The 26,601-nt window shown below is 40.4% G+C and carries 30 protein-coding genes; 16 read left to right on the forward strand and 14 right to left on the reverse strand.

What is annotated here, in order from left to right:
* Window positions 1-2 precede the first annotated feature (2 nt).
* Window positions 3-728 (reverse strand): hypothetical protein, encoded by a 726-nt coding sequence (locus tag ACFS5O_RS04555; protein WP_205724876.1) that lies wholly within the window; start codon window positions 726-728, stop codon window positions 3-5.
* A 436-nt stretch (window positions 729-1,164) separates the two neighbouring features.
* Here ACFS5O_RS04555 and ACFS5O_RS04560 point away from each other — a divergent pair, with 436 nt between their 5' ends.
* The 4 genes from ACFS5O_RS04560 (at window position 1,165) to ACFS5O_RS04575 (ending at window position 4,540) form a co-directional block, all read left to right on the forward strand.
* Window positions 1,165-1,479: a hypothetical protein gene (locus ACFS5O_RS04560; RefSeq protein ID WP_205724877.1), complete on the forward strand. Its 315-nt coding sequence runs from the start codon at window positions 1,165-1,167 to the stop codon at window positions 1,477-1,479.
* Window positions 1,480-1,541: 62 nt separating this feature from the next.
* Window positions 1,542-2,411 (forward strand): NAD(P)-dependent oxidoreductase, encoded by an 870-nt coding sequence (locus tag ACFS5O_RS04565; RefSeq protein WP_318300099.1) that lies wholly within the window; start codon window positions 1,542-1,544, stop codon window positions 2,409-2,411.
* Between the two features lie 152 nt (window positions 2,412-2,563).
* The gene (locus ACFS5O_RS04570; RefSeq protein WP_205724878.1) at window positions 2,564-3,574 is read left to right on the forward strand and encodes a permease; all 1,011 of its coding nucleotides are present in this window, start codon (window positions 2,564-2,566) and stop codon (window positions 3,572-3,574) included.
* 18 nt (window positions 3,575-3,592) lie between these two features.
* Window positions 3,593-4,540, forward strand: coding sequence for a TIGR03943 family putative permease subunit (locus ACFS5O_RS04575; RefSeq protein WP_205724879.1), 948 nt, complete (start codon window positions 3,593-3,595; stop codon window positions 4,538-4,540).
* 205 nt (window positions 4,541-4,745) lie between these two features.
* On the opposite strand, the gene ACFS5O_RS04580 is transcribed toward ACFS5O_RS04575, so the two are convergent.
* The gene (locus ACFS5O_RS04580; protein WP_205724880.1) at window positions 4,746-6,329 is read right to left on the reverse strand and encodes a hypothetical protein; all 1,584 of its coding nucleotides are present in this window, start codon (window positions 6,327-6,329) and stop codon (window positions 4,746-4,748) included.
* Window positions 6,330-6,603: 274 nt separating this feature from the next.
* On the opposite strand from ACFS5O_RS04580, the gene ACFS5O_RS04585 reads away from it, so the two are divergent.
* The 5 genes from ACFS5O_RS04585 to ACFS5O_RS04605 all read left to right on the forward strand — a co-directional run bounded on the left by ACFS5O_RS04585 (window position 6,604) and on the right by ACFS5O_RS04605 (window position 10,312).
* A complete protein-coding gene (locus ACFS5O_RS04585) occupies window positions 6,604-8,184 on the forward strand; it encodes a bifunctional metallophosphatase/5'-nucleotidase (protein ID WP_205724881.1) in 1,581 nt (526 codons plus the stop codon).
* A gap of 19 nt (window positions 8,185-8,203) precedes the next feature.
* Complete coding sequence (locus ACFS5O_RS04590) at window positions 8,204-8,749, forward strand: hypothetical protein (protein WP_205724882.1); 546 nt, start codon at window positions 8,204-8,206, stop codon at window positions 8,747-8,749.
* A 108-nt stretch (window positions 8,750-8,857) separates the two neighbouring features.
* Window positions 8,858-9,232, forward strand: a complete 375-nt coding sequence (locus ACFS5O_RS04595; protein ID WP_205724883.1) for an SLAP domain-containing protein — start codon at window positions 8,858-8,860, stop codon at window positions 9,230-9,232.
* A gap of 12 nt (window positions 9,233-9,244) precedes the next feature.
* The gene (locus ACFS5O_RS04600) at window positions 9,245-9,967 is read left to right on the forward strand and encodes a lysophospholipid acyltransferase family protein (RefSeq protein WP_205724884.1); all 723 of its coding nucleotides are present in this window, start codon (window positions 9,245-9,247) and stop codon (window positions 9,965-9,967) included.
* Between the two features lie 120 nt (window positions 9,968-10,087).
* The gene (locus ACFS5O_RS04605) at window positions 10,088-10,312 is read left to right on the forward strand and encodes a hypothetical protein (protein WP_205724885.1); all 225 of its coding nucleotides are present in this window, start codon (window positions 10,088-10,090) and stop codon (window positions 10,310-10,312) included.
* 46 nt (window positions 10,313-10,358) lie between these two features.
* On the opposite strand, the gene ACFS5O_RS04610 is transcribed toward ACFS5O_RS04605, so the two are convergent.
* A complete protein-coding gene (locus tag ACFS5O_RS04610; protein ID WP_066399173.1) occupies window positions 10,359-10,856 on the reverse strand; it encodes a YajQ family cyclic di-GMP-binding protein in 498 nt (165 codons plus the stop codon).
* Between the two features lie 177 nt (window positions 10,857-11,033).
* On the opposite strand from ACFS5O_RS04610, the gene ACFS5O_RS04615 reads away from it, so the two are divergent.
* Complete coding sequence (locus ACFS5O_RS04615; protein ID WP_205724886.1) at window positions 11,034-11,831, forward strand: alpha/beta fold hydrolase; 798 nt, start codon at window positions 11,034-11,036, stop codon at window positions 11,829-11,831.
* 409 nt (window positions 11,832-12,240) lie between these two features.
* Here ACFS5O_RS04615 and ACFS5O_RS04620 read toward each other — a convergent pair whose 3' ends face one another.
* From ACFS5O_RS04620 to ACFS5O_RS04630, 3 genes are all read right to left on the reverse strand, one after another.
* On the reverse strand, window positions 12,241-13,029 hold the full coding sequence (locus ACFS5O_RS04620; protein ID WP_205724887.1) for a helix-turn-helix domain-containing protein: 789 nt from the start codon (window positions 13,027-13,029) through the stop codon (window positions 12,241-12,243).
* A gap of 248 nt (window positions 13,030-13,277) precedes the next feature.
* Window positions 13,278-14,492 carry an NAD(P)/FAD-dependent oxidoreductase gene (locus tag ACFS5O_RS04625; RefSeq protein WP_205724888.1) on the reverse strand — a complete coding sequence of 405 codons (1,215 nt, stop codon included), beginning with the start codon at window positions 14,490-14,492 and terminating at the stop codon, window positions 13,278-13,280.
* Window positions 14,493-14,671: 179 nt separating this feature from the next.
* Window positions 14,672-15,022, reverse strand: a complete 351-nt coding sequence (locus tag ACFS5O_RS04630; protein ID WP_205724889.1) for a YflT domain-containing protein — start codon at window positions 15,020-15,022, stop codon at window positions 14,672-14,674.
* Window positions 15,023-15,284: 262 nt separating this feature from the next.
* Between ACFS5O_RS04630 and ACFS5O_RS04635 the strand changes: the two genes are divergently transcribed.
* The gene (locus tag ACFS5O_RS04635; protein WP_205724890.1) at window positions 15,285-16,868 is read left to right on the forward strand and encodes a bifunctional metallophosphatase/5'-nucleotidase; all 1,584 of its coding nucleotides are present in this window, start codon (window positions 15,285-15,287) and stop codon (window positions 16,866-16,868) included.
* 46 nt (window positions 16,869-16,914) lie between these two features.
* Here the strand turns inward: ACFS5O_RS04635 and ACFS5O_RS04640 are convergent, their stop codons facing one another.
* A complete protein-coding gene (locus tag ACFS5O_RS04640) occupies window positions 16,915-17,472 on the reverse strand; it encodes a beta-class carbonic anhydrase (RefSeq protein WP_205724891.1) in 558 nt (185 codons plus the stop codon).
* Between the two features lie 359 nt (window positions 17,473-17,831).
* Here ACFS5O_RS04640 and ACFS5O_RS04645 point away from each other — a divergent pair, with 359 nt between their 5' ends.
* Window positions 17,832-18,062, forward strand: coding sequence for a hypothetical protein (locus ACFS5O_RS04645; protein ID WP_205724892.1), 231 nt, complete (start codon window positions 17,832-17,834; stop codon window positions 18,060-18,062).
* A 261-nt stretch (window positions 18,063-18,323) separates the two neighbouring features.
* Window positions 18,324-18,653, forward strand: coding sequence for a YwdI family protein (locus ACFS5O_RS04650; RefSeq protein ID WP_205724893.1), 330 nt, complete (start codon window positions 18,324-18,326; stop codon window positions 18,651-18,653).
* 271 nt (window positions 18,654-18,924) lie between these two features.
* Here the strand turns inward: ACFS5O_RS04650 and ACFS5O_RS04655 are convergent, their stop codons facing one another.
* Window positions 18,925-19,095: a hypothetical protein gene (locus tag ACFS5O_RS04655; RefSeq protein WP_153236725.1), complete on the reverse strand. Its 171-nt coding sequence runs from the start codon at window positions 19,093-19,095 to the stop codon at window positions 18,925-18,927.
* Between the two features lie 524 nt (window positions 19,096-19,619).
* Here ACFS5O_RS04655 and ACFS5O_RS04660 point away from each other — a divergent pair.
* Window positions 19,620-19,853 carry a YvrJ family protein gene (locus ACFS5O_RS04660; RefSeq protein ID WP_082861534.1) on the forward strand — a complete coding sequence of 78 codons (234 nt, stop codon included), beginning with the start codon at window positions 19,620-19,622 and terminating at the stop codon, window positions 19,851-19,853.
* Window positions 19,854-19,968: 115 nt separating this feature from the next.
* On the forward strand, window positions 19,969-20,340 hold the full coding sequence (locus tag ACFS5O_RS04665; RefSeq protein ID WP_205724894.1) for a DUF423 domain-containing protein: 372 nt from the start codon (window positions 19,969-19,971) through the stop codon (window positions 20,338-20,340).
* A 71-nt stretch (window positions 20,341-20,411) separates the two neighbouring features.
* Here the strand turns inward: ACFS5O_RS04665 and gerQ are convergent, their stop codons facing one another.
* The 4 genes from gerQ to ACFS5O_RS04685 form a co-directional block, all read right to left on the reverse strand.
* Complete coding sequence (gene gerQ / locus ACFS5O_RS04670) at window positions 20,412-20,891, reverse strand: spore coat protein GerQ (protein ID WP_191755468.1); 480 nt, start codon at window positions 20,889-20,891, stop codon at window positions 20,412-20,414.
* 12 nt (window positions 20,892-20,903) lie between these two features.
* Entirely contained in the window at window positions 20,904-21,335 is a 432-nt protein-coding gene (locus ACFS5O_RS04675) for a cell wall hydrolase (RefSeq protein WP_205724895.1), read from the reverse strand.
* 393 nt (window positions 21,336-21,728) lie between these two features.
* The gene (hemQ, locus tag ACFS5O_RS04680; protein ID WP_205724896.1) at window positions 21,729-22,472 is read right to left on the reverse strand and encodes a hydrogen peroxide-dependent heme synthase; all 744 of its coding nucleotides are present in this window, start codon (window positions 22,470-22,472) and stop codon (window positions 21,729-21,731) included.
* Between the two features lie 78 nt (window positions 22,473-22,550).
* Complete coding sequence (locus ACFS5O_RS04685; RefSeq protein WP_205724897.1) at window positions 22,551-23,327, reverse strand: sporulation protein; 777 nt, start codon at window positions 23,325-23,327, stop codon at window positions 22,551-22,553.
* A gap of 227 nt (window positions 23,328-23,554) precedes the next feature.
* On the opposite strand from ACFS5O_RS04685, the gene pta reads away from it, so the two are divergent.
* Window positions 23,555-24,526 (forward strand): phosphate acetyltransferase, encoded by a 972-nt coding sequence (pta, locus tag ACFS5O_RS04690; RefSeq protein ID WP_066399140.1) that lies wholly within the window; start codon window positions 23,555-23,557, stop codon window positions 24,524-24,526.
* Between the two features lie 265 nt (window positions 24,527-24,791).
* Here the strand turns inward: pta and lipL are convergent, their stop codons facing one another.
* Together lipL and ACFS5O_RS04700 are read right to left on the reverse strand one after the other, a co-directional pair.
* The gene (lipL, locus tag ACFS5O_RS04695; protein WP_205724898.1) at window positions 24,792-25,625 is read right to left on the reverse strand and encodes an octanoyl-[GcvH]:protein N-octanoyltransferase; all 834 of its coding nucleotides are present in this window, start codon (window positions 25,623-25,625) and stop codon (window positions 24,792-24,794) included.
* Window positions 25,625-26,425, reverse strand: coding sequence for a class I SAM-dependent methyltransferase (locus tag ACFS5O_RS04700; RefSeq protein ID WP_205724899.1), 801 nt, complete (start codon window positions 26,423-26,425; stop codon window positions 25,625-25,627). The genes lipL and ACFS5O_RS04700 overlap by 1 nt, the downstream gene beginning before the upstream one ends.
* Between the last annotated feature and the right edge of the window lie 176 nt (window positions 26,426-26,601).

Raw genomic sequence — 26,601 nt, forward strand, 5'->3', positions numbered from 1 at the left:
TTTTATATATTCCGGACAAGCTGAGTGCCTGGTGCATCTCTGACATCCCGTGGATATACACCTAACCCGCCATCTACATCTAGATCTAAGTTTCCATTTAATTTATAGGCAGACCAGACCAATTTGGAACAGTTCTTATCACCGATATGTGAAGTTGTTCGGTTGGTCACGAAGTTATAAGAATAGGCGTCAATGCCTACGCGGCTGAATGCCCAGTTTGCAGCATTATTACGGTTTGTAGAGCTTGTTGTAACGGATTTGACCTGTGCATCTCCTTGATCCACTTTTCGTAAAGTAGTGGAGATTGTCCGTACACCTGTTTCAGGAACAGATTCAACAATAACGTCGCTCGAATAGTACATGCCCACGTGTCCATGGTTCATGTAGGCGGTTTGAGATGCCGTGTAATAGAAATTACCTTTCGAACTAGGTCCAACGGATACAGTTCCTCCGCTGCTTCCCATCGTACCGATCGTGCCGTTTTCTTTTTTACTCTTTGATTGGTCGTGTTTTAATTCTTCGTAGATCTGTTGTAGTAGAGCATCCTCTGTATTACCTGTGTTCTTCGCGATCGATCGAACACTTGAAAGCAATTCAGCTGATGTTAAATCAGGCTGCATCCTTAAAATTTCTTTTTTATAGGAAATCTGATCTTGAGCAAAAGCACTTGGTACCGAAAAAGCTGCGAGACAGAATGTTAAAACACTAGTAACTAGATGTTTTTTCATCTTCCAAACCTCCTGCCGTAATACGGGACCCCTTTGTCGACATGTTCAATTTACCATTTATATACAGACGCGTAAATATGAAAACGAATAAACAGTAGGGTAGACTTATGAGGGAAATAAAGAATACACCTAAAGGACTGCGCGTGCTGCACATAAAAAGAGAAGAAACAGGTCAAAAGGTATTGAGGAACACTAGTAAGATTGGATGCATGGGAGGTTCGTGTAGATAACGAGATTTTGAAAAGATGAGAATGAATGATCATAAATGGAGCATTCTCTTAAGAGCTGTGGAGTAAATCGGCGAGGGAAATAAATTGTGTGGGGTCAGACCCCACATTAAAGTTTCTATGAAACTGCCGATACTTATTATGAATGACTAAACAGGCGAAACTTTAACAAAGTAACACAATTTCGGAGAAAGATGAGGGACGAATTCGTGGAAAGAAATAAAGAACTGATTGATTCATTATTGAAGCTTCAGGAGCTATTAGACACACTACCAGACACTGTAGAGGCTATACCCGCTTTCACACAATACATCCGCTCTTTTTTACGTATTAAACCAACCGGCAGAACATTACCTACTATTGAGATGATGACCATGATCAAGAGAAGAAAACCGAACTTATACCAACTTTTTAAAAAGCATTCGAACGATGACATGCTATCGATGTTAACAAACCTAGATATGGATTATGAGCTAGCTCAATTAAAGATCGAACGCATTCTTCAAGGAGAGGTCATCGCCTAAAAAGCGGTGTCTTTTTTATTTTCGTTATTCTTCGTTATAATGAGTGAAAGGAGTGAGGAAATTTGCAAAGTGTTGGATTTATCGGAACAGGTGTAATGGGAAAAAGCATGGCCGGTCACTTGATGAATGCAGGTTATCCAGTCCATGTTTATACAAGAACGAAAGCAAAAGCAGAAGACCTTCTTGAAAAAGGAGCTAAATGGGCAGACACACCAAAAGAAATCGCTCAAAACTGTGATGTGATCATCACGATGGTCGGCTATCCAAAAGATGTAGAAGAAGTCTATTTAGGTGCAGAAGGGTTAGTAGCTCACGCCAAAGAAGGTTCATATTTAATCGATATGACAACTTCTAGTCCGCAACTGGCGCAAAAAATTGAGAGAACGGCTGCTGAACGGAATATTGCAACGCTTGATGCACCCGTTTCTGGCGGTGATATCGGTGCCAGAGATGCCAAACTATCCATCATGGTAGGCGGTTCAGAGTCTGCATTCCACGATATGGAGCCAATCTTCTCTAAAATGGGTACGAACGTTGTTTATCAAGGAAAAGCTGGATCTGGTCAGCATACAAAAATGTGTAATCAGATTGCGATCGCCTCAGGTATGATGGGCGTTTGCGAAGCGATTCTTTACGCGGAAAAAGCAGGATTAGACCCAGAGAACGTGCTGAAAAGTATCGAATCGGGTGCTGCAGGAAGCTGGAACCTTAGCAATCTTGGGCCAAGAATTCTAAAAGGAGATTTTGCTCCTGGCTTTTACGTAAAACATTTTATAAAAGATATGAACATCGCATTGAAATCAGCGGAAGAGATGGGCTTACTGACACCAGGATTACAACTCGCGAAAAAGCTGTACGACGAGCTTGCTGAGATGGGTGAAGAGAATAGCGGGACACATGCTTTATATAAACGTTTAGCAAACCAAGGGTAATTCACCTTGGTTTCTTTTTTTTTGGTCTTTACAAAGCGTAATAATTACGATTAAATATAGGGTGCATTCCAAAAAAAAAAGATACTAGATTTATTCATTACAAAACGAGTAGAGAAATACATAGAACAAATGAAGTAGAGGAGCATTAGACGATGAAGGACCTCGCAACAAGAGATGTTATAAGAAAAGAAATGATAGGGCTTTTATTGCTGGCTATCTTTATTATTTCTTTTCTATTTATGGAAGAAATAAAAAATGATTCTGTATTTGATAACTTACCAAGTTCCATCATGCATGTGAACACGGTGTTTTTAAGTATTTTAATAGAAGCAGTTCCCTTTATCTTATTAGGAGTTTTCGTTTCTGCACTGATTCAAACCTTTGTAACAGAACAGCATATCCAGCGGTTGATTCCAAAGAATCCATTCTTAGGAATCGGTGTTGTTCTATTTATGGGAGTGATTTTCCCAGTCTGCGAGTGTGCGATCATACCTGTCGTAAGACGCTTGATCAAAAAAGGACTTCCGCTGCACCTTGGAACGGTTTTCTTATTAACCGTACCAATCGTAAACCCAGTCGTTATCCTATCCACTTTTTATGCCTTTCGTAACAATATGGCAGTCGTATATGGAAGAATTGGACTGGCACTTCTTGTGGCAATCATCATTGGATTGATCGTCTATTGGGTTTTTCGCAATAAAGATCAACTCAGATTACACGTAGAGCATGGCGCTCACGATCATTCACATGGTATTACGATGAGCCGTTGGAAACAAACGGTGTATCATGCATCTGATGAATTCTTTGATACAGGCAAGTTCCTCATTTTCGGTGCGTTTTTAGCAAGTATGTTCCAAGTGTTCATCAATCGTAATGACCTTTTGGCGCTAGGAGGCAATGAGTGGTCATCAACAGGTCTGATGATGGGACTTGCTTTCTTGTTATCTATTTGTTCAGAGGCGGATGCCTTTATCGCAGCATCATTTGGAAGTACGTTTACGGTAGGATCGATCATTGCGTTCTTGGTTTATGGACCGATGCTTGATGTGAAGAACATGCTTATGATGTTCGCTTATTTTAAGACGCGTTTTGTATTTGTATTAATGGGATTAATAACGCTAACTGTTTTTGCTGTAACGATGGTGTATCAATTTGTGGTATAGAAAGGGAGGGAAGAAACAATGAATAAAGAGAGTCGAGATTTTCATACGTATTTAAGAGGTATCATCTTAATCGGTTTCATGCTCCTGCTGATCGGATTAATCACAACAGGGAAGCTGAATTATTATGTAGCACCGAAAATGCATATCTTCGTCTATTTTGCGATCGTCATTTTAGGGATTTTAGGTGTGATGCAGTTCTTTAGACGATCGGATGAACAGCATGATGACGCATGTGGATGTGGTGTGGATCATACACCTAAGGGTAGGCCGCTCAAGCATTTCTTTATCTATGTGATCTTTGTGATTCCTCTTCTTACAGGGTTCATGATCCCTGAAAAAGCGATGGACAGCTCTGTTGCTGAGAAGCGTGGCATTCGTTACGGAACGGGACTTTATGCTAAACCAGCTCAGAAAACGGATGATGGTAAAGTAACGACTACACAAAATATTGATGTGGAAGCCTATTTAGATGATCCAGAAGGTTATATTAAAGAGATGGAAAAGAACGTTAAAGAAGAAAATCCGATCGAGACTTATGATGTTACGGCGTATTATAAAAAGTTCGGAAAAGAACAGTTGGCGAAGGATAAAGTGAAAGTAACATCTGATCACTATCTCGATACGATGACTGTTTTGGATATCTACCTGGATAAGTTCAAGGGAAAAGAAATTGAAACGACAGGATTTGTGTATCGTGAAAACGGGATGAGCGAGAATCAAGCTGTTATTGCACGCTTTTCCATGAACTGCTGTAGCGCGGATGCCGTGGTATATGGAACCATTATTGAAGGTGATGGCGTATCCAAACTTAAAGCGGATGAATGGTATACCGTTACAGGAATCATCGACGAAACAGAATTGAACAAAGTGCGCCTGCCATTAGTGCAGGTTGAGTCTCTAGAAAAAATTAAACCAATTAAAGATCCATACGTGTATCCGAGCCCTGAGAGTTTGGGAGCTTATTAACATACAAGGATAACGGAAAAGGACCCTTCAACAGGGTCCTTTTTTCTCAGATGTATGCATGTAAACTCAAAGTAAAATAGATTGGACAGATTATCTCTTCAATTGGACAGAATCAATTGGATAGATTAATACGTGAAATGGACAGATAATCTATTGGATTGGACAGATTATCCGGCCAATCCGCTAAATTACTCAGGAACAAGCCCTAGTACACATACGTTCCAACAACAAAGAGTTCGAACAATACCGTAAGTCCGATAAAATAAGAGACTTGTGCAAATAATCCCCAATCCTTATCTCTAGCAACCTGCATCACCCACAGTGCGATCGCGGAAACAATCATAGGAATGATGAATGAGCTTCCGGTAAAGGTAAGGTATTTTGGTGCTAGTGTATAGAATGTGTTGTTGAACAGAGACTGAATAACATAAAGCTGAGTAATTACAAAAAGTGCGATCGCAGTCCATTTTGCCCAAGGTTTTTCATCCTCAATAACGTCTATCCTTACAAAATAGAGGATGCCTAAGAACAATACAGATGGCACTACCCAAATGAATGCGTTTGTCATAGCGATGAACGATACAACGAAAGCCGTAAACGCGTCAAACGTGGCTGTATATAAATCTTGTTTCCCTATTTTTTTACTCGCACTCTTAATCTCTGAATCTTTGCTTGCTAAATAAAGTCTATAATCACTGACAGATTCTGCTTTTAACCAAGCAATCGTCTTTTCATCCACCTGTATCGGATAAACTGAAAAATCACTCGTTGTACTGATTCGGGCTGCTTCCCATTTATCGCCATTTAAGGTTGCTTTGTAAATGTTGCCCGCTTCCTTTTTAGTAGAAATCGGTCCTTTCGCTGCAAATAAAATGATAGGTTTGTTATTTTCTACGTTCAACTGCTGGTAGGAAGGATTCTCGATCTCATAACCAAGCTTTGAGCTGTATAGCTTAACATTGCTGAAATCAATTGCTGTAAGTTGATCCGTTGGTGCTGCACCGTAAAACGTTTTAAACGTCTTCGTTCCTTGTTTAGAAGAATAAAAGGTATACATAAAATGAACTTGATCATCTGCTTCAGCAAAGCGGAAGTTATAGATCTTATCTGTCGGTGTTTTGCTGTATCGCGTAATAGATTGAGCGCTATATTTTCCGTCAGCTTCTTTTAAATAAAAAGCTTCCATTTCTACTTTTTCACCAACAGTCAGGATAAATGATTGAGATGCTGGGTGACCTGATATTTCTGATAGCTTTTCTTTAGCTGTAAAGATAGATTGACTCTTTCCATCTTCAGGCATATAAACAAATACTTCATTACCTTTTGAATAAGCAAATCGATCTTTTGCATCAGCTAAAAGATCTACATCTTTATCTATGACTGTTTGTTTTCCATCTTCATACAGAATGAGCTCACCACGAGAGATAAAGGCAATCTGTTTCCCGTTTGTCCAATAGCTCGCTCTTTCATCGAGAGCAAGATTCTCTTTTTTTTCAGAGAGTAGATTTAGCTTTTCGTCTAAAGTTGTCACCTGTAAACCGTCTTTTTGATGAGTATAAGCATAATATTGGTCATCTCTTTTTATAACAGTTGGTTCAGCGCTAATGGATTGAGCGGGTGTGCTTATCGATCGGCTCCAATCAGGATCAGGAAGCTTTGTCTCTTGTCTTACGTTATTCCAGATCACTGCTGCGATCAAAATTATAACAACTGCAAAAGGAAGTAATAAAGCTCTGTAATTGGATTGATTTCTTTTCTTTTTAATTTTTGTTTTTACATTCGTATTCATGATGATAGATCCCCCTATTTTCTATAAAACGACAAAGTTATACTATTCGTTATATCAAACGTATTTCCTTGTAAAAAATTTCAAATCTTTCATAAAAAGATTTTGTTGGATAAAAATAATTTATTCTTAGTGGGTCTGTGTAAATTTTTGTAGAATAACAATCATTCCCCTGGAAATATTGTCGAATATCATCAACTAATTTTTAAAGTGAGGGTTAGAAACTGGTGGTATAATTTAGGTTATAAACAGTTAATAAAGAAGGTGGGGAGAAGGTATGAAACAATCCATTCATATTTATGTGACAAGCGATATTCACGGCTATGTTCTCCCGTTAACTTACGCTAATAATGAAAATGCAGATATAGGGTTGGCAAAAACTGCAGCACTAATAAAAGAAAACATATCTAACCACCTCAACACCTTCCTCATCGATAATGGAGACCTCATCCAAGGAACACCACTCACATACTATCACGCTAAAATAGATCAAAGTGACGTGAATCCGATGGTTCATGTTTTAAATGAACTGAACTATGATGCTGCAATAATAGGAAATCATGAGTTTAATTATGGTCTTCCCTATCTACATAAGACGATTGAAGAATCTAGATTCCCTTGGCTTTCAGCTAACATCGTGCACCAAGGAACAGAGAAACCAGCATTCGGAAAACCTTTTGTAATTAAAACATTAGAGTGTGGGATAAAAGTAGCGCTCTTAGGATTAACAACACAATATGTACCGAACTGGGAGAATCCCGAGCATATTAAAGGTCTTTCCTTTCTAGATGCGGTGGAGACGGCAAAAAAATGGGTTCCTTATCTACAATCGAAGTCAGATGTCATTATTGTTTCTTATCATGGTGGGTTTGAGAGAGATCTTAAAACTGGAGAACCAACAGAAACGCTCACGAAAGAGAATCAAGCGTATCAGCTCTGTATGGAGGTTGAAGGAATCGATGTGCTTTTAACAGGTCATCAGCATCGCTTGCTTGATGGTGAAGTGAACGGAGTCACTATCATTCAGGCTGGAACACAAGGAACTGAGCTTGGGTATGTAGAAGTAAAGCTCGATGGTGAGGGTGATTCATGGAAAGTGAAGGAAAAACGAGCGAAACTGCTTTCTGTGAGTGACTACGGACCTGATCAACAGGTACTGGGTCTTATTCAGCCTTATGAAAGTCAAACACAGAAATGGTTGGATCAACCTATAGGGCAAGTAGACGGAGATATGAAGATTACTGATCCGATGTTAACGAGGCTAAAGGATCATCCGTTTATTGAATTCATCAATAAAGTGCAGATGGATGCAGCGGGTGTAGATATTTCAAGTACCGCCCTGTTCGATGACCACTCAGAAGGGTTCTCAAAACATATAACGATGCGCGATATCGTTTCCAACTATGTGTACCCTAACACGTTAAAAGTGATTGAGCTAACAGGACAAGATATGAAGGATGCACTAGAACGGTCAGCTTCTTATTTTTCTGTAAATGAAGAGGGAAATCCGATCATAAATCCAGCATTTTCGATTCCTAAGCCTCAACATTACAACTACGATATGTGGGAAGGTATCGATTACACGATTGACCTGTCAAAGCCGATCGGACACCGAATCGTGAATTTGATGTATAAGGGAAAACCGATTGAAAAAGACTCCTTGTACGAGGTAGTGATGAACAATTATCGTGCGGGTGGAGGCGGTGATTATCACATGTTTAAAGGAAAACGCGTCGTGAAGGATATTTCGATCGATATGTCTGAACTGATGGCAAACTATATTCTGAAAAGAGGAACGATACAAGCAACGTGTGATCATAACTGGCGCGTAAAGGTTTCATCTTTCTTACAAAAATAAAAGAAGCAGGTGAAGCGTGTTGAATAAGTGGGGTTGGTTTATATTCGTAATCATAGCCGTTTTGCTAGCTGGGTGTTCGAGTGAAGAAAAAAGAACGCTGAACGATAAAGGTTTAACACTGCAAGATCATCCAAAAGGCGCTTATCCTCGTTATTACGATCCAGTATCTAAGAAAGAAACGTTAAAAGCCGTTCCGTTCTCATTGGAACTGCCTGATCAATTGCCGTTTAAAGTTGCTCTTTCAACCTATCAGATCTCCGATTGGGGTGAAAAACGAAATATCCTTGTAGACTCCGTTTTTTATCCGGAACAACAGGGGCAGAATGTTTATTTAGCTTATCGAGTATCAAACTTTCTCCCGAAGACGGAGAAATTAGAAACGCAAGATGAGGTTGAGCTTAGTGATGGCACGGATGCCTATTTTTCAGGTAGTGCAGATCTTCCTATCCTTGCTTGGAAAAAGGATGGCTTATTCTACAGGATGGAGTATTTGATGAAGGAATACACAGACAGAAAAGCGGAGAAAACGAAGCTGGTGGAAGCAGCAAGTTCTGTTTTTGAATAATTTTATATAAAATGTGGCCGTGGAGGGAGTGATCTCTTGCGGCTCAATCTTTGAAATTCAGTGGTTTACAAGAAAATATGATAATATGGTTCAAAGGAGGGGATAATCTTGCAAAAACTGGAGTTTGAATCAGCATGGGACAAGACTATAGCCCGCCAAGATAGAGAAGAGATAGAACGGGTCTTTTCTGAATTGCACTCAGAAGAACATGTGAGACAGCAGGCTGTGATCTTGAAAACAGCTTATAATCATAAGGAAGAATTTTTAGTGACAGTGCTTATAAATAATTATTCAACAGAGCCTTTTTCTTTAATCGGTAAAAAAGTGCTGTATACAGAAGAGGAACATACGATTAGTGAGATGGCTTCCCGTTATACGTTGGAAATTTCTCCTGATACAAGTATGCCATGGACGTTTATTTTTCCAGCAGCATCACTAAGAAAACAACCATCTCGAGAGTATGGGAAATTAATCATCAAGTAAAGTGGGGGAAACGTGTTGAGAACGATTATTTGGTTTATTTATTTTTGGGGAATTTTATTAAAATTGATCCCTTCATTAAACCGTGTGAAAAAGTTTTATAATGCCGGAAAGATAGAAGAGCGTGACCGATTGGTTGACGAGAAAGTAAAAGAGTGGTCAACTTCACTCGTTAAACTAAGTGGAACGCGTGTATCGGTGAGTGGTGAGGAAAACATCCCGAAAGATACAGCTGTTCTTTTTGTCAGTAATCATCAAGGTAACTTCGATATTCCGATTCTTCTAGGCTATATCCAGAAACCAAAAGCCTTTATCTCGAAGATCGAAGTAAAGAAGATGCCGTTTATCGGGACATGGATGGAGCAGTTGAACTGTTTATTCATGGACCGTAAGAATGTAAGGCAGTCTGTGCAAGCGATCAACGAGGGCGCTAAACTGTTGAAGAACGGAACCTCTCTTGTGATCTTTCCTGAAGGAACGAGAAGTAAAGGCGACGATATGTCGGAGTTTAAAGCCGGCAGTTTTAAACTAGCGACTAAATCTGGGGTGCCAATCATTCCCGTTACGATCAACGGTTCTTATAAAATTATGGAACAACAAAAGTTCTGGATCAAACCAGCTGATGTTCACCTTACCGTGCATCCACCGATCTATCCAGATCAACATCAAGATGCAAAAGAATTAGCAAGGTTGTCAGAGGAAATGATCAAGAACGGTGTAAAAAAAGCCGTTTCTTAAGAGCATCTTATTGAGGGAAGTGCGAATGTTGGCGAAAACAGCTTAACGAATAACCTGTACGAACAGCATGACTATTTGTTATTATTGGGTTAGAAGGTAATAATTTCTAGGAGGAATACCATGACAGGAACAATCACAGTCATTATGATATTCTCGATCCCCATTATTGCAATCGTACTAGGTCATTTCCAACAACAGACGAAACTTAAACATAAGATGCTACAAGATGAGATAGAACTGGAACGTTTAAAGCATGACAACTATGTAATCGAAACCCAAAAGATGAGGATTGAACTCGAACAGATGAAACTGCTCGATTCGCCGAATCAGAAGAAATCGGTATAATAAAGAGGATGACCCAAGAGCTAATTGCTTTTGGGTCATCCTTTTTTTATCTGTAGTTGATGAACTGCACGTCGATCGGCAGGTTTGCTTCTCTAACAAGTGCAATAATCTGTTGAAGATCGTCTCTGCTCTTTGCTGTTACACGAACTTGATCATCTTGAACTTGGCTTTTCACTTTTAGTCCAGAATTCTTGATCAACACATTGATTTTCTTAGCGTTATCTTTATCGATTCCGGTTACCAACTTAGCACGTTGGCGAACCGTTCCACCTGATGCTTGCTCAATTTTGCTGTAATCCAAGTTTTTAGTTGGCACGCCGCGTTTGATCAGCTTTGTGATCAAAACGTCTTTTAGCTGCTCTAACTTGTACTCATCATCCGAAACGAGTACGAGCTCTTCACTAGATTTGTCTAGTGTGATCTCACTTTTACTCCCCTTAAAGTCATAACGAGTTGTGATTTCTTTTGTTGCGATATTGATCGCATTGTCTACTTCTGAAAGATCTACCTGTGAAACGATATCAAATGAACTTTCTTTAGCCATTTTGTGAAACCTCCTGACGATTACTTCGTTTATATAGTTACAGTATAAATACATTGTGGTTATGTTTCCAGTTTGTACACATTCTTTTCCGTGGAAACGGGTACAAAATATAAGTTTTATGTTAAAATGAAGGCTGGAAAATTTACAGAATGTTTGAACCACTAGGAGGAGTACTTGTTGCTTCATTACAAAACGTACACACACGAAAAAAATCATCAATGGGTGATTTTTGTCCATGGAGCTGGGGGCAGTTCATCCATTTGGTATAAACAGCTAAGAGAATTTAAACAACATTTTAATATTTTGCTTGTTGACTTAAGAGGTCATGGCAAATCACAATCCGATAAATTTTTATTGAAAAAATATTCGTTTAAAGAGGTCAGCCTTGATGTGCTTGAGGTTATGGATCATCTAAAGATTCAAAAAGCCCACTTTGTAGGCATCTCTTTAGGCACGATTCTTATTCAAACGATCGCAGAGCTTTATCCTGATCGTGTGGCTTCTATGACTTTGGGCGGCGCGGTTACAAAAATGAATTTCCGCTCGCGGTTCTTGATTGCGATGGGTAACCTTTGTAAATCGTTCATCCCGTACATGTGGCTTTACAGCTTATTTGCATGGGTGATCATGCCGAAAAAGAGACATGAAGCTTCGCGTTCTTTGTTTATTGGAGAAGCGAAAAAGCTTTGTCAAAAAGAGTTCAAGAGATGGTTTAAGCTTACACTGAAGATCAACCCTTTCTTGCAAAGTCTGCGTAAAAAAGAGATTCCGATTCCAACGCTTTACATCATGGGTGAGGAAGATTATATGTTCTTACCACCGATTCAGGCGTTCATTGATAAGAAGAAGCATTCAAAGCTTTTGACTATCAAAGATTGCGGACATGTATGTAATGTAGATCAGCCAGAGCTCTTTAATAAGAATTCGATTGAGTTTATTCGCAACCAGATTGCTGCTGCACCGAATGCGTCATAAAAAATTGAAAGTGATTGATTTCCGTTTCAGGTGCTTCGCTTTCCGCGGGGCAGACGGTGAGCCACATTCGAACGTGTCTCATCTGTCCACCTTTAGAGGTTTCTTGCTCCTGCGTCTACAAGTTAATACTACGTAGTAAGCTTCCTCGTCGCATGCCTTGCAAGAAGTATCTCATGTAGTAGGCACGCACCTTACACTCCAATCAACTGTCAATGATGTTTTAAAGAACGCTTTAACTGCAAGAGTAACAAACATAAATCAAAATAAAACAAAAGAAACGACCCGTAAATGTGTGGGTCGTTTCTTTGCGTTTGGTTTAGTTTTTGTCAATGATTGATCGTGGTTCAAGGCCCTGGTTCCTCCTGCTGGAAGTGATGTAGTAACTCCACTTAAGGTATTTTAATTTCATTTATAGATCATTGATCTTCTTTTTCACTTTTTTCATCAAACTATTATTAATAGTGTTCACATGCTCCTCATTTTTGACCAAAATGCGATAAGCATCAATGATGGATAGAGTACGAACCAAAATGTAGACCCCGATGCCGATCAATGCGATAAATATCGGCTTGTAAGGAGTTAAAATGTCTACTTCCACCCATTCTTTTTTTATGATTAGAAAGAAGATGGCTCCTCCAACAATAGAGCAAATTCCCACCATCATTACCAAAGTATATTTACTTTTTATCTCTTCGTATCTCATTTTTAATTCTTTTAAAGAATGTTGGTCAAAAATCAGCATCTCTTTCTTAAGTAAGCTATATCGATCTTCTTTTATGATTCCGGCTGTAATGGTTCCAATCCCGAAAACCGCTATTAAAATCGTTAAAAGTGTAAAGATGATCGGCTCTTCTTTAAATAAGAAGTAAGGAATCGTTGAAAAGATTAAAAGGCTAAATCCAAGGGCAAGGTATTTCGAAACTTTGTTTTGATATAGGAGGTATCCTTCCGCCATCTCTTTGCTAACATAATAACCATTTTCATTTTCACCACTTCGTTCAACCGTATCTTTCAGTAAATAATCAATGGAAACTTCAAAAATGTTACCGAGCATCAATAGCTTTTCTGTTTCAGGAAAACCCTGACCGTTTTCCCATTTGCTGATCGCTTGTCTCGTTGTATTTAATTGTTCGGCCAGCGCTTCTTGTGAGAGGCCTTTTTTCTTTCTAAGCTTAAAAAGTTTTTCGCTGAATGTCATGAATGAGCTCCTTTCATTTACTAGTTTAATTGTAGTAAAACATTGTATGGTTTTCTATATTTTAGCAGGTGCACTCTGTCAACTTGAGGTTGCACGTATGTAATATCCGCTAAAATAGGTGTGAAGACATAAGAAAAACGACCAAGAAAGATTGGTCGTCAATAAGGTCTGGATAGCTTCTTATTTACTTCAATTACAAGAATTTCTTGTAGTGAAATCAACTACTTTTAAGATGAATGAAGCTAATTTTACAAACTTACAGCGCGTGCGATTGTGAATAGACGTGATGCGGGGTGGAAGCCTTTAGTGATTAAATCTTTGATGATCGTAGCGCCAAGCATACTATAGACAGTACCGTTACCACCAAAACCTAAACAATAGTACTCACCAAGACGGTTAGGATGTTCACCGATATAGGGCAGTCCGTCATGTGATTCTCCAAACGTCGCACACCAAGAATGTGAGATTTTTGGCGAGAGATCGGGAAAATGTTCTTTGATCTTTTGAAGAATTCGCTCACCGCGCTCTTCGATAAGCCCTTCATTTAATGGTGCTTCAGCTTTATCTTCATCAAGACCACCTGCAACGATTCGCCCATCTTTAGTCGTTCTCATGTAAAGATAAGGTCGTTTTGTTTCCCAGATCATCCATTCTTCGTACCACGTTTTAAGTGATGGGATTGGCTCTGTTACGATCGCGTATGAACGATTCAGATCTGCTCCTAATTGCTGAGCTAGAAAGTCATTCTCATAACCAGTCGCAAAAATTACATATCGCGCTGAAATGGTGCCTTTTTCAGATTCACAGGTAAAGCCGTGAACGGTTTTTGTTTTTCGAATAAGAGGTGTGTGTTCAAAGATTCTCACTCCTGAAGCCGCTGCATCCTTTAACAGGATCTGTACACATTTGTACGGATTCACATCTGCATCACCACTCGTAACGAGAGCAGCGGGTTTGGAAAAAGGAAAACGTGAAGAAATTTCTTGAGGTTCTAAATATTCCACGGGAAAATCGTACTTTTTTAATGCCTCGTATTCACGCTGGAGTTTTAACGTGTCTTCTGGAGAACTGGCATAATACAAGCTCTTTTGTTCACGAAATTCAGGGTCCTCGGAAAGTCCTGAAGTCATCTTCTTTAGATCTTCTAACGCCTGTAAACAAAGCTGATAAAAATAGACAGCATCCTGTTCACCTTGCTGCTCAATGAGTTCGTGCAGCATCTTATCGCTTGAGAATTGCAGAAGCCCTGTATTGGCTGAAGAGCTTCCTGCACCTGGTTGCCTCCGATCGATCAAAACAACATCTAGTTCTTTTTCTTGACCGAGTACATGGGCACAGAGGGCACCGGCCATGCCTCCACCAACAATTAGTACATCACACGATATATCTTCTTCTAGAACCGGGTACTGACCCGTGTTTGTATAGGTTTCAGGCCAATAGAGCTGACCGTTATGTAGATTCATAGTGACTCCTCCTCGTCTTCTTTTCATTCCCCCTATTTTCTTTAAAGAAACGCTTCAGGAGAAAATTTTTCAAATATATGGATTTTTTGTGAATGCTCTACGAGGATTATTTAGTAGGCTTGCGAATGCACAAAAAAAGAGTTGCTTGCCCGATTGGACAAGCAACTCTCTTCTATCCTTTATGGTAAAGTATTTACTTTATCTTCTTCTTTTACGAACAATAAGATTTTACCCATGTCGAGCTTCTTTTCATATTGATCCGCTTCTACATCAGATAACCCTAGTTCTGTCATCTTGTTGCGAAGCTCATCGCCTCTGGATTCAAATACATTGCTGATCGCCGTTCCGAGTCCTTCTTCTTTTAAACCGATTGTATTAACATCTGCTTCATGAGCGAGATCTTTTGTGTCATCCTTTTCGTGGGATAATACATATAAGTTGTCCTCGTGAATACCTCGGGCTTTCAAATCACTTGCAGCTGCAATCAATTCTTGTTGAGAGTTAAATTCATGTACGATAGGTTTTACCATTTACAATCCTCTCCTTTAAACGAAGTTATAGTGTGTATTCACGATTTCAATTACGATTAAACATCCTTTTTCAAATGCATACCGGGATAAAAGTACTAAATTAACCGCCGCAATCCAGCTGTGTAGGTATAAACTCCTTTTTTATTGAAATATATCGTTTTTACACCATTTTTACGAAATTCCTCTGTCATTTTACATTTCAAAATATATACTTTTAATTGTTGAGTTTTATTACAAAATGAGTGATAGGGGAGTTTGTTAGATGAAAAAGACATTATCAGCTTTAGCACTTGCTTTAGGATTAACACCAATCGGCGCAGGCGTACATGCAGAAGAGAACGCCATTCAAACACACAAGGGTCGTTACTTAGATGTTCAACTGCTTGGAGTAAATGACTTTCATGGACAGATCGATATTACACGTAACGTGGCAGGGGAACCTGTTGGACGAGCGGATTATCTAGCAAGCTACTTAAAACAAAGAGAAAGTGAGAATTCTAACACGCTTTTGGTACATGCTGGTGATATGGTAGGAGCGAGCTCTCCGACATCTGCATTGCTGCAGGATGAGCCGACAGTAGAAATCATGAATCAGATGGGCTTTGATGTAGGAACATTAGGAAACCATGAGTTTGATGAAGGCGTAGATGAGATGATGCGTTTGATCAATGGTGGAACGCATGATAAAACAGGATATTTTGAAGGAGCAGACTTTCCGTATGTGGCTGCTAATGTTATAGATAAAGAGACGAAGGAAAATATTCTGCCTTCTTATGTAATCAAGAAGGTTAAAGGAGTAAATATCGGCTTCATCGGGGTGGTTTTATCTGATACACCAGATATCGTCATTCCGAGCGGAACAGCAGGTGTTGAGTTTATAGACGAAGCGGAAGCAATCAACAAAGCAGCGAAGACTCTTAAGAAAAAAGGCGTAAAGTCTATCGTTGTTTTGGCGCATAACCCTGTTGAGCAATCAGCGACAGGTGAAGTATCGGGTGAACTCGTGGATATGGCAAACAAAGTAGATGATGAAGTAGACGTGATGTTTGGTGCACACAACCATAGAAACGTAAACGCTGTAGTAGATAACAAGTTAATTGTGCAAGCTTACTCTTACGGAACAGCCTTTGCTGATGTGGATCTGAAAATTGACCGCCGCACGAAGGATATCGTAAAAAGTAAAGCGGAAGTCGTGTCTGTTATGCAAAAAGGTGTAACACCGGACTCTAGCATTACAAAAATTATTAAACAAGCTGAAGACCAAGTAGCTCCGATCATCAATGAAGTCGTTGGTAAAACTGATCAACTTTTATCAGGTACAGGAGCCTATAACGGTGAGACCGAGTTAGGAAATGTGATCGCAGATTCAATGACAGAACAGACAGGTACTGATTTTGCGTTTATGAACCCAGGTGGTATTCGTGATGTGATCAATCACGGTGAAGTGACATGGGGAGAGCTTTTTAACGTTCAACCGTTTGGCAACGATCTGGTGACGATGACACTAACAGGAACGCAGATTAAAGAACTTTTTGAATCTCAATGGGCAACGGACAGAGAGAAGATGCTCCAGATCTCTGGTCTGAAAGCTACATTTGATCTCTCAAAGCCGGTCGGTGACCGAACTGTTTCAATGGTTAAGAAAGATGGAACACCGATTGTAGCAGAACAAGAGTATACGGTTACCGTAAACAATTTTATGGCTGGTGGCGGTGATGGTTATACCGTTTTATTAGAAGGTAAGAATCCAACAGTAAGCGTTACGGACCTAGAAGCGCTCGTGAACTATTTTAAAAACCGTGATACCGTATCCGCACAAATTGAAGGACGAATTACAAAAAAATAATAAAAAGGCAAAGCGTGTGTAAACATCCGCTTTGCCTTTTACATTTCTATTCTCCGCGTTCTACAAGGTCGAGTCTTCCTGTAGCAGGATCGATAACGAGACCATGTACTTTAATATCTTCAGGGAGCAACGGGTGATTTTTAACAAGTTGCACACTGTTTCTCACAGAATCCTCAACACTTTCAAACCCTTGAACCCATTTCTTTAAATCGAGTCCAGAATATTTTAACGTGTCAAACGTCGATTCTTCAATACCACGGTCTTTCATCTTGGCAAGTAGTCCATCTGCGTTTACATTGCTCATTCCACAATCATAGTGACCGATGATCATAACTTCTTCAGCTTTTAGTTCATAGATGGCCACAAGGATACTTCTCATAATAGAACCGAATGGATGGGAGATAACCGCTCCAGCCGATTTGATGACTTTTACATCACCGTTCTTAATATTCATCGCACTTGGCAACAATTCAGTCAGGCGCGTATCCATACAAGATACGATAACAAGTCCTTTATCAGGAAATTTAGTAGTTTGGAAAGGTTCATATTCTTTGTTTTCAACAAATTGGTGATTGAACGCTAAGATTTCATTAAGTACGGACATGATTCTCCTCCTTGTTTCTACAGAAAATAATTAATGAATAAAAAGATTTAGAAGTATACGTCTTTTTCTATCATATTAAGCTTAAACTCGCTAACATATTCACTTCTATATTCACTATTATACAAAAATGTGGGCCGAATCTGCTCTTTTTTGTACCTGAAGTGAATCTTTTGTTGATAGAAACTTTAAAACAAAAGCACATTGTGACAAACATTTTATAAAAAGGTACGTATAATCGCAATTAACACCACATACATTGGTAAGTCGAAGGGAGGATGAAACAAAGAAAAATACTTGCCAGTAAGTAGGGTTTAAATAGATCGGTACAAATCAATGAAAATTTGAAAGGGGTAGGGAAGATGGAAGTTATGACGTATGTGCTTTGGGTTCTGCTGTTAATGGGGTCGGTTATGAAGAACTACATGGTATCCGTTTCTATGCCGAAAACGGGACAAGTTATCGTGGCGAATGAATCAGGTGTGAACTTCTTTTCGTATGGTGACGTGAGTAACAAGAATGCATCGAAAGTTATGTCTGCAATTGCCGTGCCTTTCAATAATCAGAATTTCAGTTGGGTGGATACGTCATAGAGTACATATATGGAAGTTTGTTGTAGGTGTAGGAAAACTATTTTGGGGAGAAGGAGGTCTGCTGCAAAAATATAAATAGTGCTATTTTTCGCATTCACTATCATGCTCGCGGCAGGATCACCGTACGTGTGCTAGTGTATGAATAAACTTGAGCGGAATTTGGAGCAAAAGGCAGCTTGTTTGAGCTGTCTTTTTTGGCATACATTTTATTTATGTGAATGGGTTTGATAGAATAAGAAAAAAACAATTGTGGTGAAACCGATGAATATATCAGTAAGTCAGTTTGCAAAAAAAATAGAAAAGCATGTTGCAGAAATGAAAGTGTTAGATGAGAACTCGCCAAAACTGCGCGAACATGTATCAGCTATTCAAACATTATGTGAATTAATGCTAGAAGCCGATGACGATGATTCAGCTGTTGGCGTGAAAGGATGGGTCCCTTCTTATCCTGTTCAAAAACCAGCTAGCCTAGTGACTGCTCCTCCTCCTCCAAAAAAACATCAAAAGTCTATGATGGATTTTGATATGGACTATGAGGATGACGATCAAGAGGAGAAAGACGGCAACGGAGACTCTATTTTTGATTTTTAAATGTTAGTTTACTGAAAAACCTACTCTTTGAGTGGGTTTTTCTTTTTTCGGGCTGGTTTGAATGGGGGAGAGTACTTGTGGTGGGGTAGAAGGAGAGGCAATTCTGGAAATTCTGGAGATAATCCCGCAAGTTTGTACAATAATCCCGCGAGATGATATTTTCCCAAGGCTTTTCTCTGCAAGTTGATTGGAAAGCGAGCACCTGGAACGAAAATCAACGGCTTTCAACATTTCCGCAAAAAAAAAAAAAACAGCACCATTATCAGCGCTGTTAGATCGAAACATAAGTATTCTGGTGTTCCATTCGTGCATCTCTACGTTTGGCGATTTCAATTTTTTCGTTGATCTTTTTATTAGAAAAATAAATGGCAGTCACTGTTGCGATTAGACTTAGAGCAGCTAAACCAAGAATTGTATATATCATTGTGATAAGAAGTTCCATTTTATTGTTCCTCCTCTTATGTAATTTTTTCTGTCTTACTTTTTTTATTCCACTGTGTCAATTATTTAAACCTCTTTCTGAATGTCTTTTTTCCAAGATATTTGTCTTCGATTTTCACATCATATGCCTGTTGATTGGAGCGGAAGGTTGCTGACTCCTACGGGACGAGCGGTCAGTCCGAAAAGTGGAAGTGGCTCGTTCAGCCCCGACATGCAAAAGTTGAATGTGCTAGGAAGGCGTACTTTGCCTTCTTGACCGTTTAACTTTTGACCTCGAGGGGCTAGCCACTGCAACTAGAAAGGTGGAGACTCCTAAAGGCGCGAAGCGGCAGGAGGCTCACCGCACGCCCCGTGGAAAGCATGCAACCTGGAGAGGAAATTAACACTTTCAAAACCCAATTATAAATAGGTCCTTCGAATCAAAATAAAAATATGAGAAAGGAATGATGGTAAATATTCTCCGTTCGATTTATACTAAATTTACGAACATACGTTCTATTCTGTTCGATAAAAAATGAGGGGTGAATGGAAATGGTCGGAGCAAGTGAATGGTTAAACTTAGTTAATCTCCTCGGTAATGTGGGCTTTCCTATCGTCATTGCAGGCTACTTGCTTTTTCAGTTTGAGAGGCGTATTCAGAGCTTGGAAGGAATTATTCGAGAACTTCACTCTGAATTAGTAGAGAAAGAAGAGCTTGAGCGTAAGATCGATCAATACGTCCGATTGCTGGACAGCGAACGTCAACCGAAAAAACGTTAGCGTTCGCCTTTTTTATCATGGACAACCCGTCCGCCAAAATTTTTACAATCCTGTGGCAACCTTTGTATTGTCATTTTTCAATGGTAAGATAAAAGAAAAACAGGAGTGGAACAGGATGAAGCTTTTTCTTATATTAGGTGCGATCCACGCGATGCTTGCGGTTATGCTCGGAGCTTTCGGGGCACACGCACTCGAAGCTAAATTAAATGCAAGAAACATGCTAAATGTATACCAAACTGGTGTTCAATATCACATGTATCATGCATTGGCTTTGTTAGTTGTTGGTGTTTTGCTTGGTAAATTTCCTGCCTCAACGCTATTAACAGGTGCAGGTTGGTCGTTCTTTATCGGCATACTGCTTTTCTCAGGAAGTTTATATGCTCTCTCAACGACAGGAATGAAATTCTTTGGTCCTATTACACCGCTTGGCGGGTTAGCATTTATCGTTGGTTGGATTCTGCTCATCATCGCAGTTGTGAAAGCATAATAAAAGGCGCTCTCTTAAATAAAGAGGGCGCCATTTCTATAATTGCCTGAACCAGACAGGAATAATTTTTATCAACGAGGGCTGTACTGTGACATCTGACCGCCTTGCTGTTGCTGCTGTTGCGTACCATAAGGATAGCTATAGTTGATCTCTTCATCGAACGTTACATAGTTTACATACACCATTAATAGCAGATACCGTTTACCTGTTTGCGGATCACTTAGGATGATGTGATCACGGCCGGCAGCTTCAATGATTCCTTTAAACACCTTAGCGTTCCACTTTTCATTGTTCTCAAAAGTCATATAGACCGTAGCGACTTTCCCTTTGTTCATCCTTAAAATATTTTCAATGTAGGACTGCTCGAGCGGAAGCTGTCCAGGTGCACCGATATCTTGCAGAGGACCGCCACCCATTCCTGGTGCCTGCTGACTTTGGGCCATGTCTTGAGGAACCCCCATGCCTGCCATTCCACCCATGCCGCCACCCATCATACCCATTCCATTCTGAGCCCGATAATACTCTTGGCCGTACGGATTAAAGTTGTTCATCAACAAACCTCCCTAAAAGGTGTTAAACACATTTGGACAATCACTTTGTTTCGGCTGATAAAAACAGTGTGCCTTGAAGCTTCCCGAGTGAGGCTGATTGTACCAAGTCTTCGGACAAGCCCCTGACGGATCGAAAAACCATAACGCATTTCTAGCAGGGTGGAAGCGCTGACCGTTAATAACCCTCTTCGCCAATCTTCTTTCATTCTCTCTTGCACCTTGATAAAAATATCCTTTAATCGTCGCTTCAAATCCCCCAGGTCTTTGGAAGACCATCTGCTGCATCGTACGAATATTTTTAAAATCAAGGCAGTTGGAGCGAATTCGATTTACGCCGGTATTACCAACAAGGAGCATCCCTTGGTCACCTTCACCCTCAGCTTCCGCACGTATGAGACGTGCCAGCAAGTCAATATCCTTATTTGTAGCTTTAATGACTGCCAATTGCCTTCCCCCTCTATGTTGTTAATCTTGGTGTACAAGCAGGGAAACAGAACATTCGATATATGTGTATGAGCTGTTTTGGGAAACTAGACCAAAAATGGGATGGGAGTTTCATGTTTATGGGACATTTATGAGGGGGTGGTGATAAATTGATTCTAATCAGCAATGAAAGAATCAGTAGAGTGGAAGGTATGTTCTTGTGGAAAGGACATTATAGATTGATGTTTAAATGGGGGAACCTCTAGCAATTAATTTCACGGTAATCCATTTTTTATTCACGGTAAGTATGTATAATTTCACGGATAAAGTTAATAAATTCACGGATATAAAAATTTATCAAAGTTTCGACAAAAACAAAAAGATGACTCGCCATTGAACGAGTCATCTCAATCATTACACCTGCAAATAAGCGGGCACTGCTTCTTTTGTAAGGATGTTTCCAACGTAGAACGATCCGAACTCGCCGTAGCGTGCACTTACTTCGTCAAAGCGCATTTCGTATACAAGTTTTTTAAATTGAAGCATGTCGTTTGAGAAAAGCGTTACGCCCCATTCCCAATCATCTAGACCAACAGATCCAGTGATGATCTGCTTCACTTTTCCTGCATAGCCGCGGCCGATCATGCCGTGCGAGTACATCATCTTCTTGCGCTCTTCCATCGGCAACATGTACCAGTTGTCGTCACCATCACGGCGCTTGTCCATCGGATAGAAACATACATGTTTCCATTTTGGAAGCTCTGGGAAAAGACGAGCTTTGATCATTGGATCCATCTCGCCGCTCTCGTTTTGCGGATTATACGTACTTAGCTCGACAACAGAAACGTAAGAGTATTCTTTTACTGTATATTGCGCGAATGCTGTTTTGTTAAAGGCGTTTTCGATCTCGTTTAGTTCTTCCATCGTCGGACGAAGAAGCATCATCATAAAGTCAGCTTTTTGCCCCATGATGCTGTAAAGAGCATGACTGCCCACTTTATTTGCTTCTACGTTCTCCCACTTCTCAAGGAACGTTAAAAATTCATTGATTGCATATTCTCTCTGGTCACCGGAAAGCGTTTTCCAAGCGGCCCAGTCCATCGTACGGAAATCATGAAGGCAATACCAGCCTTCTAGTGTAATCGCTGCTTCACTCATCAATTATTCACTCCTTGCTAGATATAAACACGTCCCTACAAATATACCATAAGTAGGGACGAATCCAAAAAGGAGGAATTAGCTGTATTGGCGAAGCAACTGCTCGATCTTGCTCTTAACACTAGCAGGATTTCGAAGTTCAGTGCGTGACAGTGTGAGGCGAACCTTCGTTTCATCCATATCCATCGCTTCAGAAAGCATGCCGAACAATCCTTTACCTTTCTTATCGATCTCTAAGAACAGCTCGATGCTATCTGTTTGTGGAACCAGAATCACTTCTAGCTCATCCAGCTTTCCGGCATAAGCTCCTGATGTTGGCACATACTCAAACTCTTGTAAAAACGGAAGTCTGCGGCGCATATAACGCGGTGCAGATCCGCAGTATGCTTTTCGAAGGCGGAATCCAAGCTGTTCGATCGCATCAAAGATGGCAGACGTTTCGGCATCAGGCAGTACACGAATTTGGTCATTGTCTGTTGGGTCAACAGCCATCTGAATATCAAGTCCTGTTTTGATCCATACCGGCGTGTGGCCAAGTGTTAATGGAGCATCGTATGGAAGTTTAAGAGAGAACGGAATCTCTTGCTGACTGCCAGCTTTAACAACAAGTGAGCTTGTTACATTTGTCTTTTCAATCGCTGCAGTATCTCTCACTTTTTTGTCGTCCACTTCTCGATAGTATTCTGTCATGACATAAAGAGTGATGTGGTCGATGTTTTGATCGACTTTACCACCCTCGATTCTAATCTTTCCTGTAATGCTCTCACCAGGTGAGTACGTATCTTTATCTAAAATGGTGTCTACCTTCGCTGAACCAATTCCTACAGAAGCTAACATACGGTTTACAAAAGACATGTATAATTCCTCCTCAAAATTTTTCAAACAATTTTACGATAGTTGAACAAAAAAGATTCATAATCAAAAAATATATTTTATAGACGTAAAAAAATTCTAAATATAAGAACTTCTTTTATCAAGCGCTTACAACTGTATGGGTAGGTTTAAAAGGTGTGAAAAAAGGAGTACCCTAATAGTGAGTGCAAAAAATGTACAGTTTATATAGAAAAATAGGAGGCTAAATCATGAGTGATCTTTTTATAGATTTAAAGAGTAAAGTCCAGTCGGCTAACCCAACCATCGTTTTTCCTGAAGGAACGGATGAAAGAATTCTAGAGGCAGCAAGTCGTCTAGCATCTGAAAAAGTTCTTCAACCGATTTTAATAGGAAATCCTGCTGACGTAACAGCAAAAGCACAAGCTGGTGGATTCTCACTAGATGGAGTAGAAGTTTTAAATCCTGCTGAATATGGTGAATTCGATGCATTGGTTGATGCATTAGTGGAACGCCGTAAAGGAAAAACTACAGAAGAACAAGCGCGTAAGATTCTTTTGGATGAGAATTATTTCGGAACGATGCTTGTTTACACTGGGAAAGCACACGGACTTGTAAGTGGTGCAGCACATTCTACTGCTGACACAGTTCGTCCGGCTCTTCAGATCATCAAAACAAAAGAAGGCGTAAAGAAGACTTCTGGTGCGTTTATCATGGTTCGTGGCGATGAGAAGTATGTGTTCGCTGATTGCGCGATCAACATTTCACCTAACAGCCAAGATTTAGCTGAATCTGCTATGGTTTCTGCTGAAACGGCACGAGTTTTCGGTATCGACCCTAAAGTTGCGCTTCTTTCTTTCTCTACAAAAGGATCAGCGGTTTCGCCTGAGACGGAAAAAGTGGTAGAAGCGTTAGAAGTATTGAAGGGAATGAACCCAGACTTCCCATATGATGGAGAGCTTCAGTTCGATGCAGCATTCGTTCCATCTGTAGCAGCGAAAAAAGCTCCAGAGTCACCGATCAAAGGGGAAGCGAACGTATTTATCTTCCCAAGCCTTGAAACAGGAAACATCGGTTACAAGATGGTTCAACGTCTTGGTGGATTTGAAGCGATCGGACCGATTCTTCAAGGATTGAACATGCCTGTAAACGATCTTTCTCGCGGATGTAACGCTGAAGATGTGTACAAATTAGCGTTGATCACGGCGATGCAAGCTCTTTAGAATTTACTCTCGCTTGTGGAGGGGTTGATTTCCGCTTCAGGTTGCTCGCTTTCCACGGGGCAGGCGGTGAGCCACATTCGGACGTTTCACTTTTAAGTGTCTCACCTGCCCGCCTGTCCCGTAGGAGTCTCGCACCTTCCACTCCAATCAACTGTCAAAGGTGACAAGAATTTAAAAGCTATCTGTTAGAAAAGAACCTAAAGAAAAAAGTCAGCAGCCTGCTGGCTTTTTTCGTTTGCTACTGTGAAATAAAAAAAGACACCACCTACAGTGACAGTGCCTTCTCGTTTCGATCCCACATTCTTTTAATGTTTCCTGGAAGCAGTTCGCTTTCCTCCACTGTAAGCTGGCCGCTGTAGAATAGCTCGCTGTTTTTGTGAAGCACTTGCAATAAAGATGCGTGTAGATCTGCTACGGTTAACGGGTGTCCCAACAGCTCTGCTAAACTCGCCATAACATCCGGTTTGATCTCTGGATACTGGAACTTAGTCTCAGTCCCCGCTAACCCACGCTTATAAAACTCTCCGATTACGGATGCGCGCTCTGAACCGCTGCCGTCTACACATAAATAGATCTGTACCGCAACACCGCCGCGCATACGCCGTTGAGAGATTCCCGCAAACTTTTTGCCGCCGATACTGAGGTCATAACTTCCCGGGCAATAAGAGCCGACGATCTCATACGCTTCACACTTCGCATCATACGGAAGAAGCAGCTCTTCCACAAGTGCAGTCATCGTGTCGTACCCTTGATTGATGTCAATCGTCCCTTCTTTTTCAGGAAGAATAAGTGAGATGTTCAACACGCCGCTATCAAGCACAACAGCAAGTCCGCCAGAATTCCTCACAATTACGCGATAACCCAGAGACTCCAGAAAATCAATACCTTCCTTCAGGTGAGGAAGACGGGTATCTTGTATGCCGAGGACGATCGTATCGTGATGCACCCATGTTCGTGCTGTTGCGGGGGAATCACCACTTCCGATCGACGTGCAAAGTGTATCATCTGTCGCAAACGATTGCCGTGCATCAAATGACGGACCAAGTGTAGACTGGTCGATCAACCGCCAGACAGGTTGAGAGAGAAGATGATCGGTCATTACAATTTCTCCGCCACGATAATGAATGATTTTGGAATGCCGCGGTCGAGTTCATCTGGGTGTGGTTCTTCAACGAGCTGTTTAATCCAAAGGCCGGCAGATCCGATAGCTGTGATGATTTCACCAAGCGTCCATTGGCGGATCTGTACTTGGAACGGTGCGCGTTCTTCAGATGTCGCGTACTGAAGTTCAGGTATGAATTTTGAATAAGCAACGTCTGTTGTAACAAGCTCTTCACTAAAATAATCTCCTGAAACTTTATGCTTCCTAACCGCTTGGCTCTTTCCTTGAGATTCGATCAACTTTGTAGATACAGGGTGGAAGTCTTGTAGGATCAAAGTTCCTCCCTTTTTCAAAAGTTTTGAAACAACGCTGAAGTATTCGTTCAGATCGGCAAAATAATGCAGAATGCCGTTTTCCATGAATGCCATATCATAATTCTCTGTCATTTCGGATTTTGACAGATTTAAAATATCTTCTACCACGTACCGGACATCTACGTTAGCGGCTGAAGCCAGTTCACGTGCGTACGCTGCATTCGAATCTGAGATATCAATCACCGTCGTCTCTGCTCCAAGAAGGGAGAGTGCGACTGCTTTACTGCCGTGCGAACCTAAGAGGTTCACGATCTTTTTGCCTGAGACATCACCAACATATTGATCTAATGGCTGAAGTCTGCGTTTCGGATCTTTTAGAATACGAGAAACTGCTTTCTCAGGTGTGCCAAAGCGGTTGACCCAGGCTGTATAAGAGCTGTTACTCCAAGCTTGTCCGTTTCTAATTCTTCGATCTTGATCCATGATGGGTTCCTCCTGAAATCTATATAAAATCTATCATTTCCGTTATAAGCCTTATCTAGTATAACTCAAATGTGAACGGTAAGAAAATGGTGTGAATACCGATAAAAAGGGAGTGTGAATAGAAAAAAATAGTGGTTGTTTTCAAAGTTAAGAACACGATACAATAGGGTATATTC

It is taken from the genome of Fictibacillus nanhaiensis (assembly GCF_042686385.1).
GTDB lineage: Bacteria > Bacillota > Bacilli > Bacillales > Fictibacillaceae > Fictibacillus > Fictibacillus nanhaiensis.

Bases quoted from the DNA above. Each gene is read 5' to 3' on its own strand.
- ACFS5O_RS04555 (WP_205724876.1), bottom strand. From the start codon at position 728: ATGAAAAAACATCTAGTTACTAGTGTTTTAACATTCTGTCTCGCAGCT.
- ACFS5O_RS04570 (WP_205724878.1), top strand. From the start codon at position 2,564: ATGAAGGACCTCGCAACAAGAGATGTTATAAGAAAAGAAATGATAGGG.
- ACFS5O_RS04575 (WP_205724879.1), top strand. From the start codon at position 3,593: ATGAATAAAGAGAGTCGAGATTTTCATACGTATTTAAGAGGTATCATC.
- ACFS5O_RS04580 (WP_205724880.1), bottom strand. From the start codon at position 6,329: ATGAATACGAATGTAAAAACAAAAATTAAAAAGAAAAGAAATCAATCC.
- ACFS5O_RS04585 (WP_205724881.1), top strand. From the start codon at position 6,604: ATGAAACAATCCATTCATATTTATGTGACAAGCGATATTCACGGCTAT.
- ACFS5O_RS04605 (WP_205724885.1), top strand. From the start codon at position 10,088: ATGACAGGAACAATCACAGTCATTATGATATTCTCGATCCCCATTATT.
- ACFS5O_RS04610 (WP_066399173.1), bottom strand. From the start codon at position 10,856: ATGGCTAAAGAAAGTTCATTTGATATCGTTTCACAGGTAGATCTTTCA.
- ACFS5O_RS04620 (WP_205724887.1), bottom strand. From the start codon at position 13,029: ATGACATTCAGCGAAAAACTTTTTAAGCTTAGAAAGAAAAAAGGCCTC.
- ACFS5O_RS04625 (WP_205724888.1), bottom strand. From the start codon at position 14,492: ATGAATCTACATAACGGTCAGCTCTATTGGCCTGAAACCTATACAAAC.
- ACFS5O_RS04630 (WP_205724889.1), bottom strand. From the start codon at position 15,022: ATGGTAAAACCTATCGTACATGAATTTAACTCTCAACAAGAATTGATT.
- ACFS5O_RS04635 (WP_205724890.1), top strand. From the start codon at position 15,285: ATGAAAAAGACATTATCAGCTTTAGCACTTGCTTTAGGATTAACACCA.
- ACFS5O_RS04640 (WP_205724891.1), bottom strand. From the start codon at position 17,472: ATGTCCGTACTTAATGAAATCTTAGCGTTCAATCACCAATTTGTTGAA.
- ACFS5O_RS04645 (WP_205724892.1), top strand. From the start codon at position 17,832: ATGGAAGTTATGACGTATGTGCTTTGGGTTCTGCTGTTAATGGGGTCG.
- ACFS5O_RS04650 (WP_205724893.1), top strand. From the start codon at position 18,324: ATGAATATATCAGTAAGTCAGTTTGCAAAAAAAATAGAAAAGCATGTT.
- ACFS5O_RS04655 (WP_153236725.1), bottom strand. From the start codon at position 19,095: ATGGAACTTCTTATCACAATGATATATACAATTCTTGGTTTAGCTGCT.
- ACFS5O_RS04660 (WP_082861534.1), top strand. From the start codon at position 19,620: ATGGAAATGGTCGGAGCAAGTGAATGGTTAAACTTAGTTAATCTCCTC.
- ACFS5O_RS04665 (WP_205724894.1), top strand. From the start codon at position 19,969: ATGAAGCTTTTTCTTATATTAGGTGCGATCCACGCGATGCTTGCGGTT.
- gerQ (WP_191755468.1), bottom strand. From the start codon at position 20,891: ATGAACAACTTTAATCCGTACGGCCAAGAGTATTATCGGGCTCAGAAT.
- hemQ (WP_205724896.1), bottom strand. From the start codon at position 22,472: ATGAGTGAAGCAGCGATTACACTAGAAGGCTGGTATTGCCTTCATGAT.
- ACFS5O_RS04685 (WP_205724897.1), bottom strand. From the start codon at position 23,327: ATGTCTTTTGTAAACCGTATGTTAGCTTCTGTAGGAATTGGTTCAGCG.
- pta (WP_066399140.1), top strand. From the start codon at position 23,555: ATGAGTGATCTTTTTATAGATTTAAAGAGTAAAGTCCAGTCGGCTAAC.
- lipL (WP_205724898.1), bottom strand. From the start codon at position 25,625: ATGACCGATCATCTTCTCTCTCAACCTGTCTGGCGGTTGATCGACCAG.
- ACFS5O_RS04700 (WP_205724899.1), bottom strand. From the start codon at position 26,425: ATGGATCAAGATCGAAGAATTAGAAACGGACAAGCTTGGAGTAACAGC.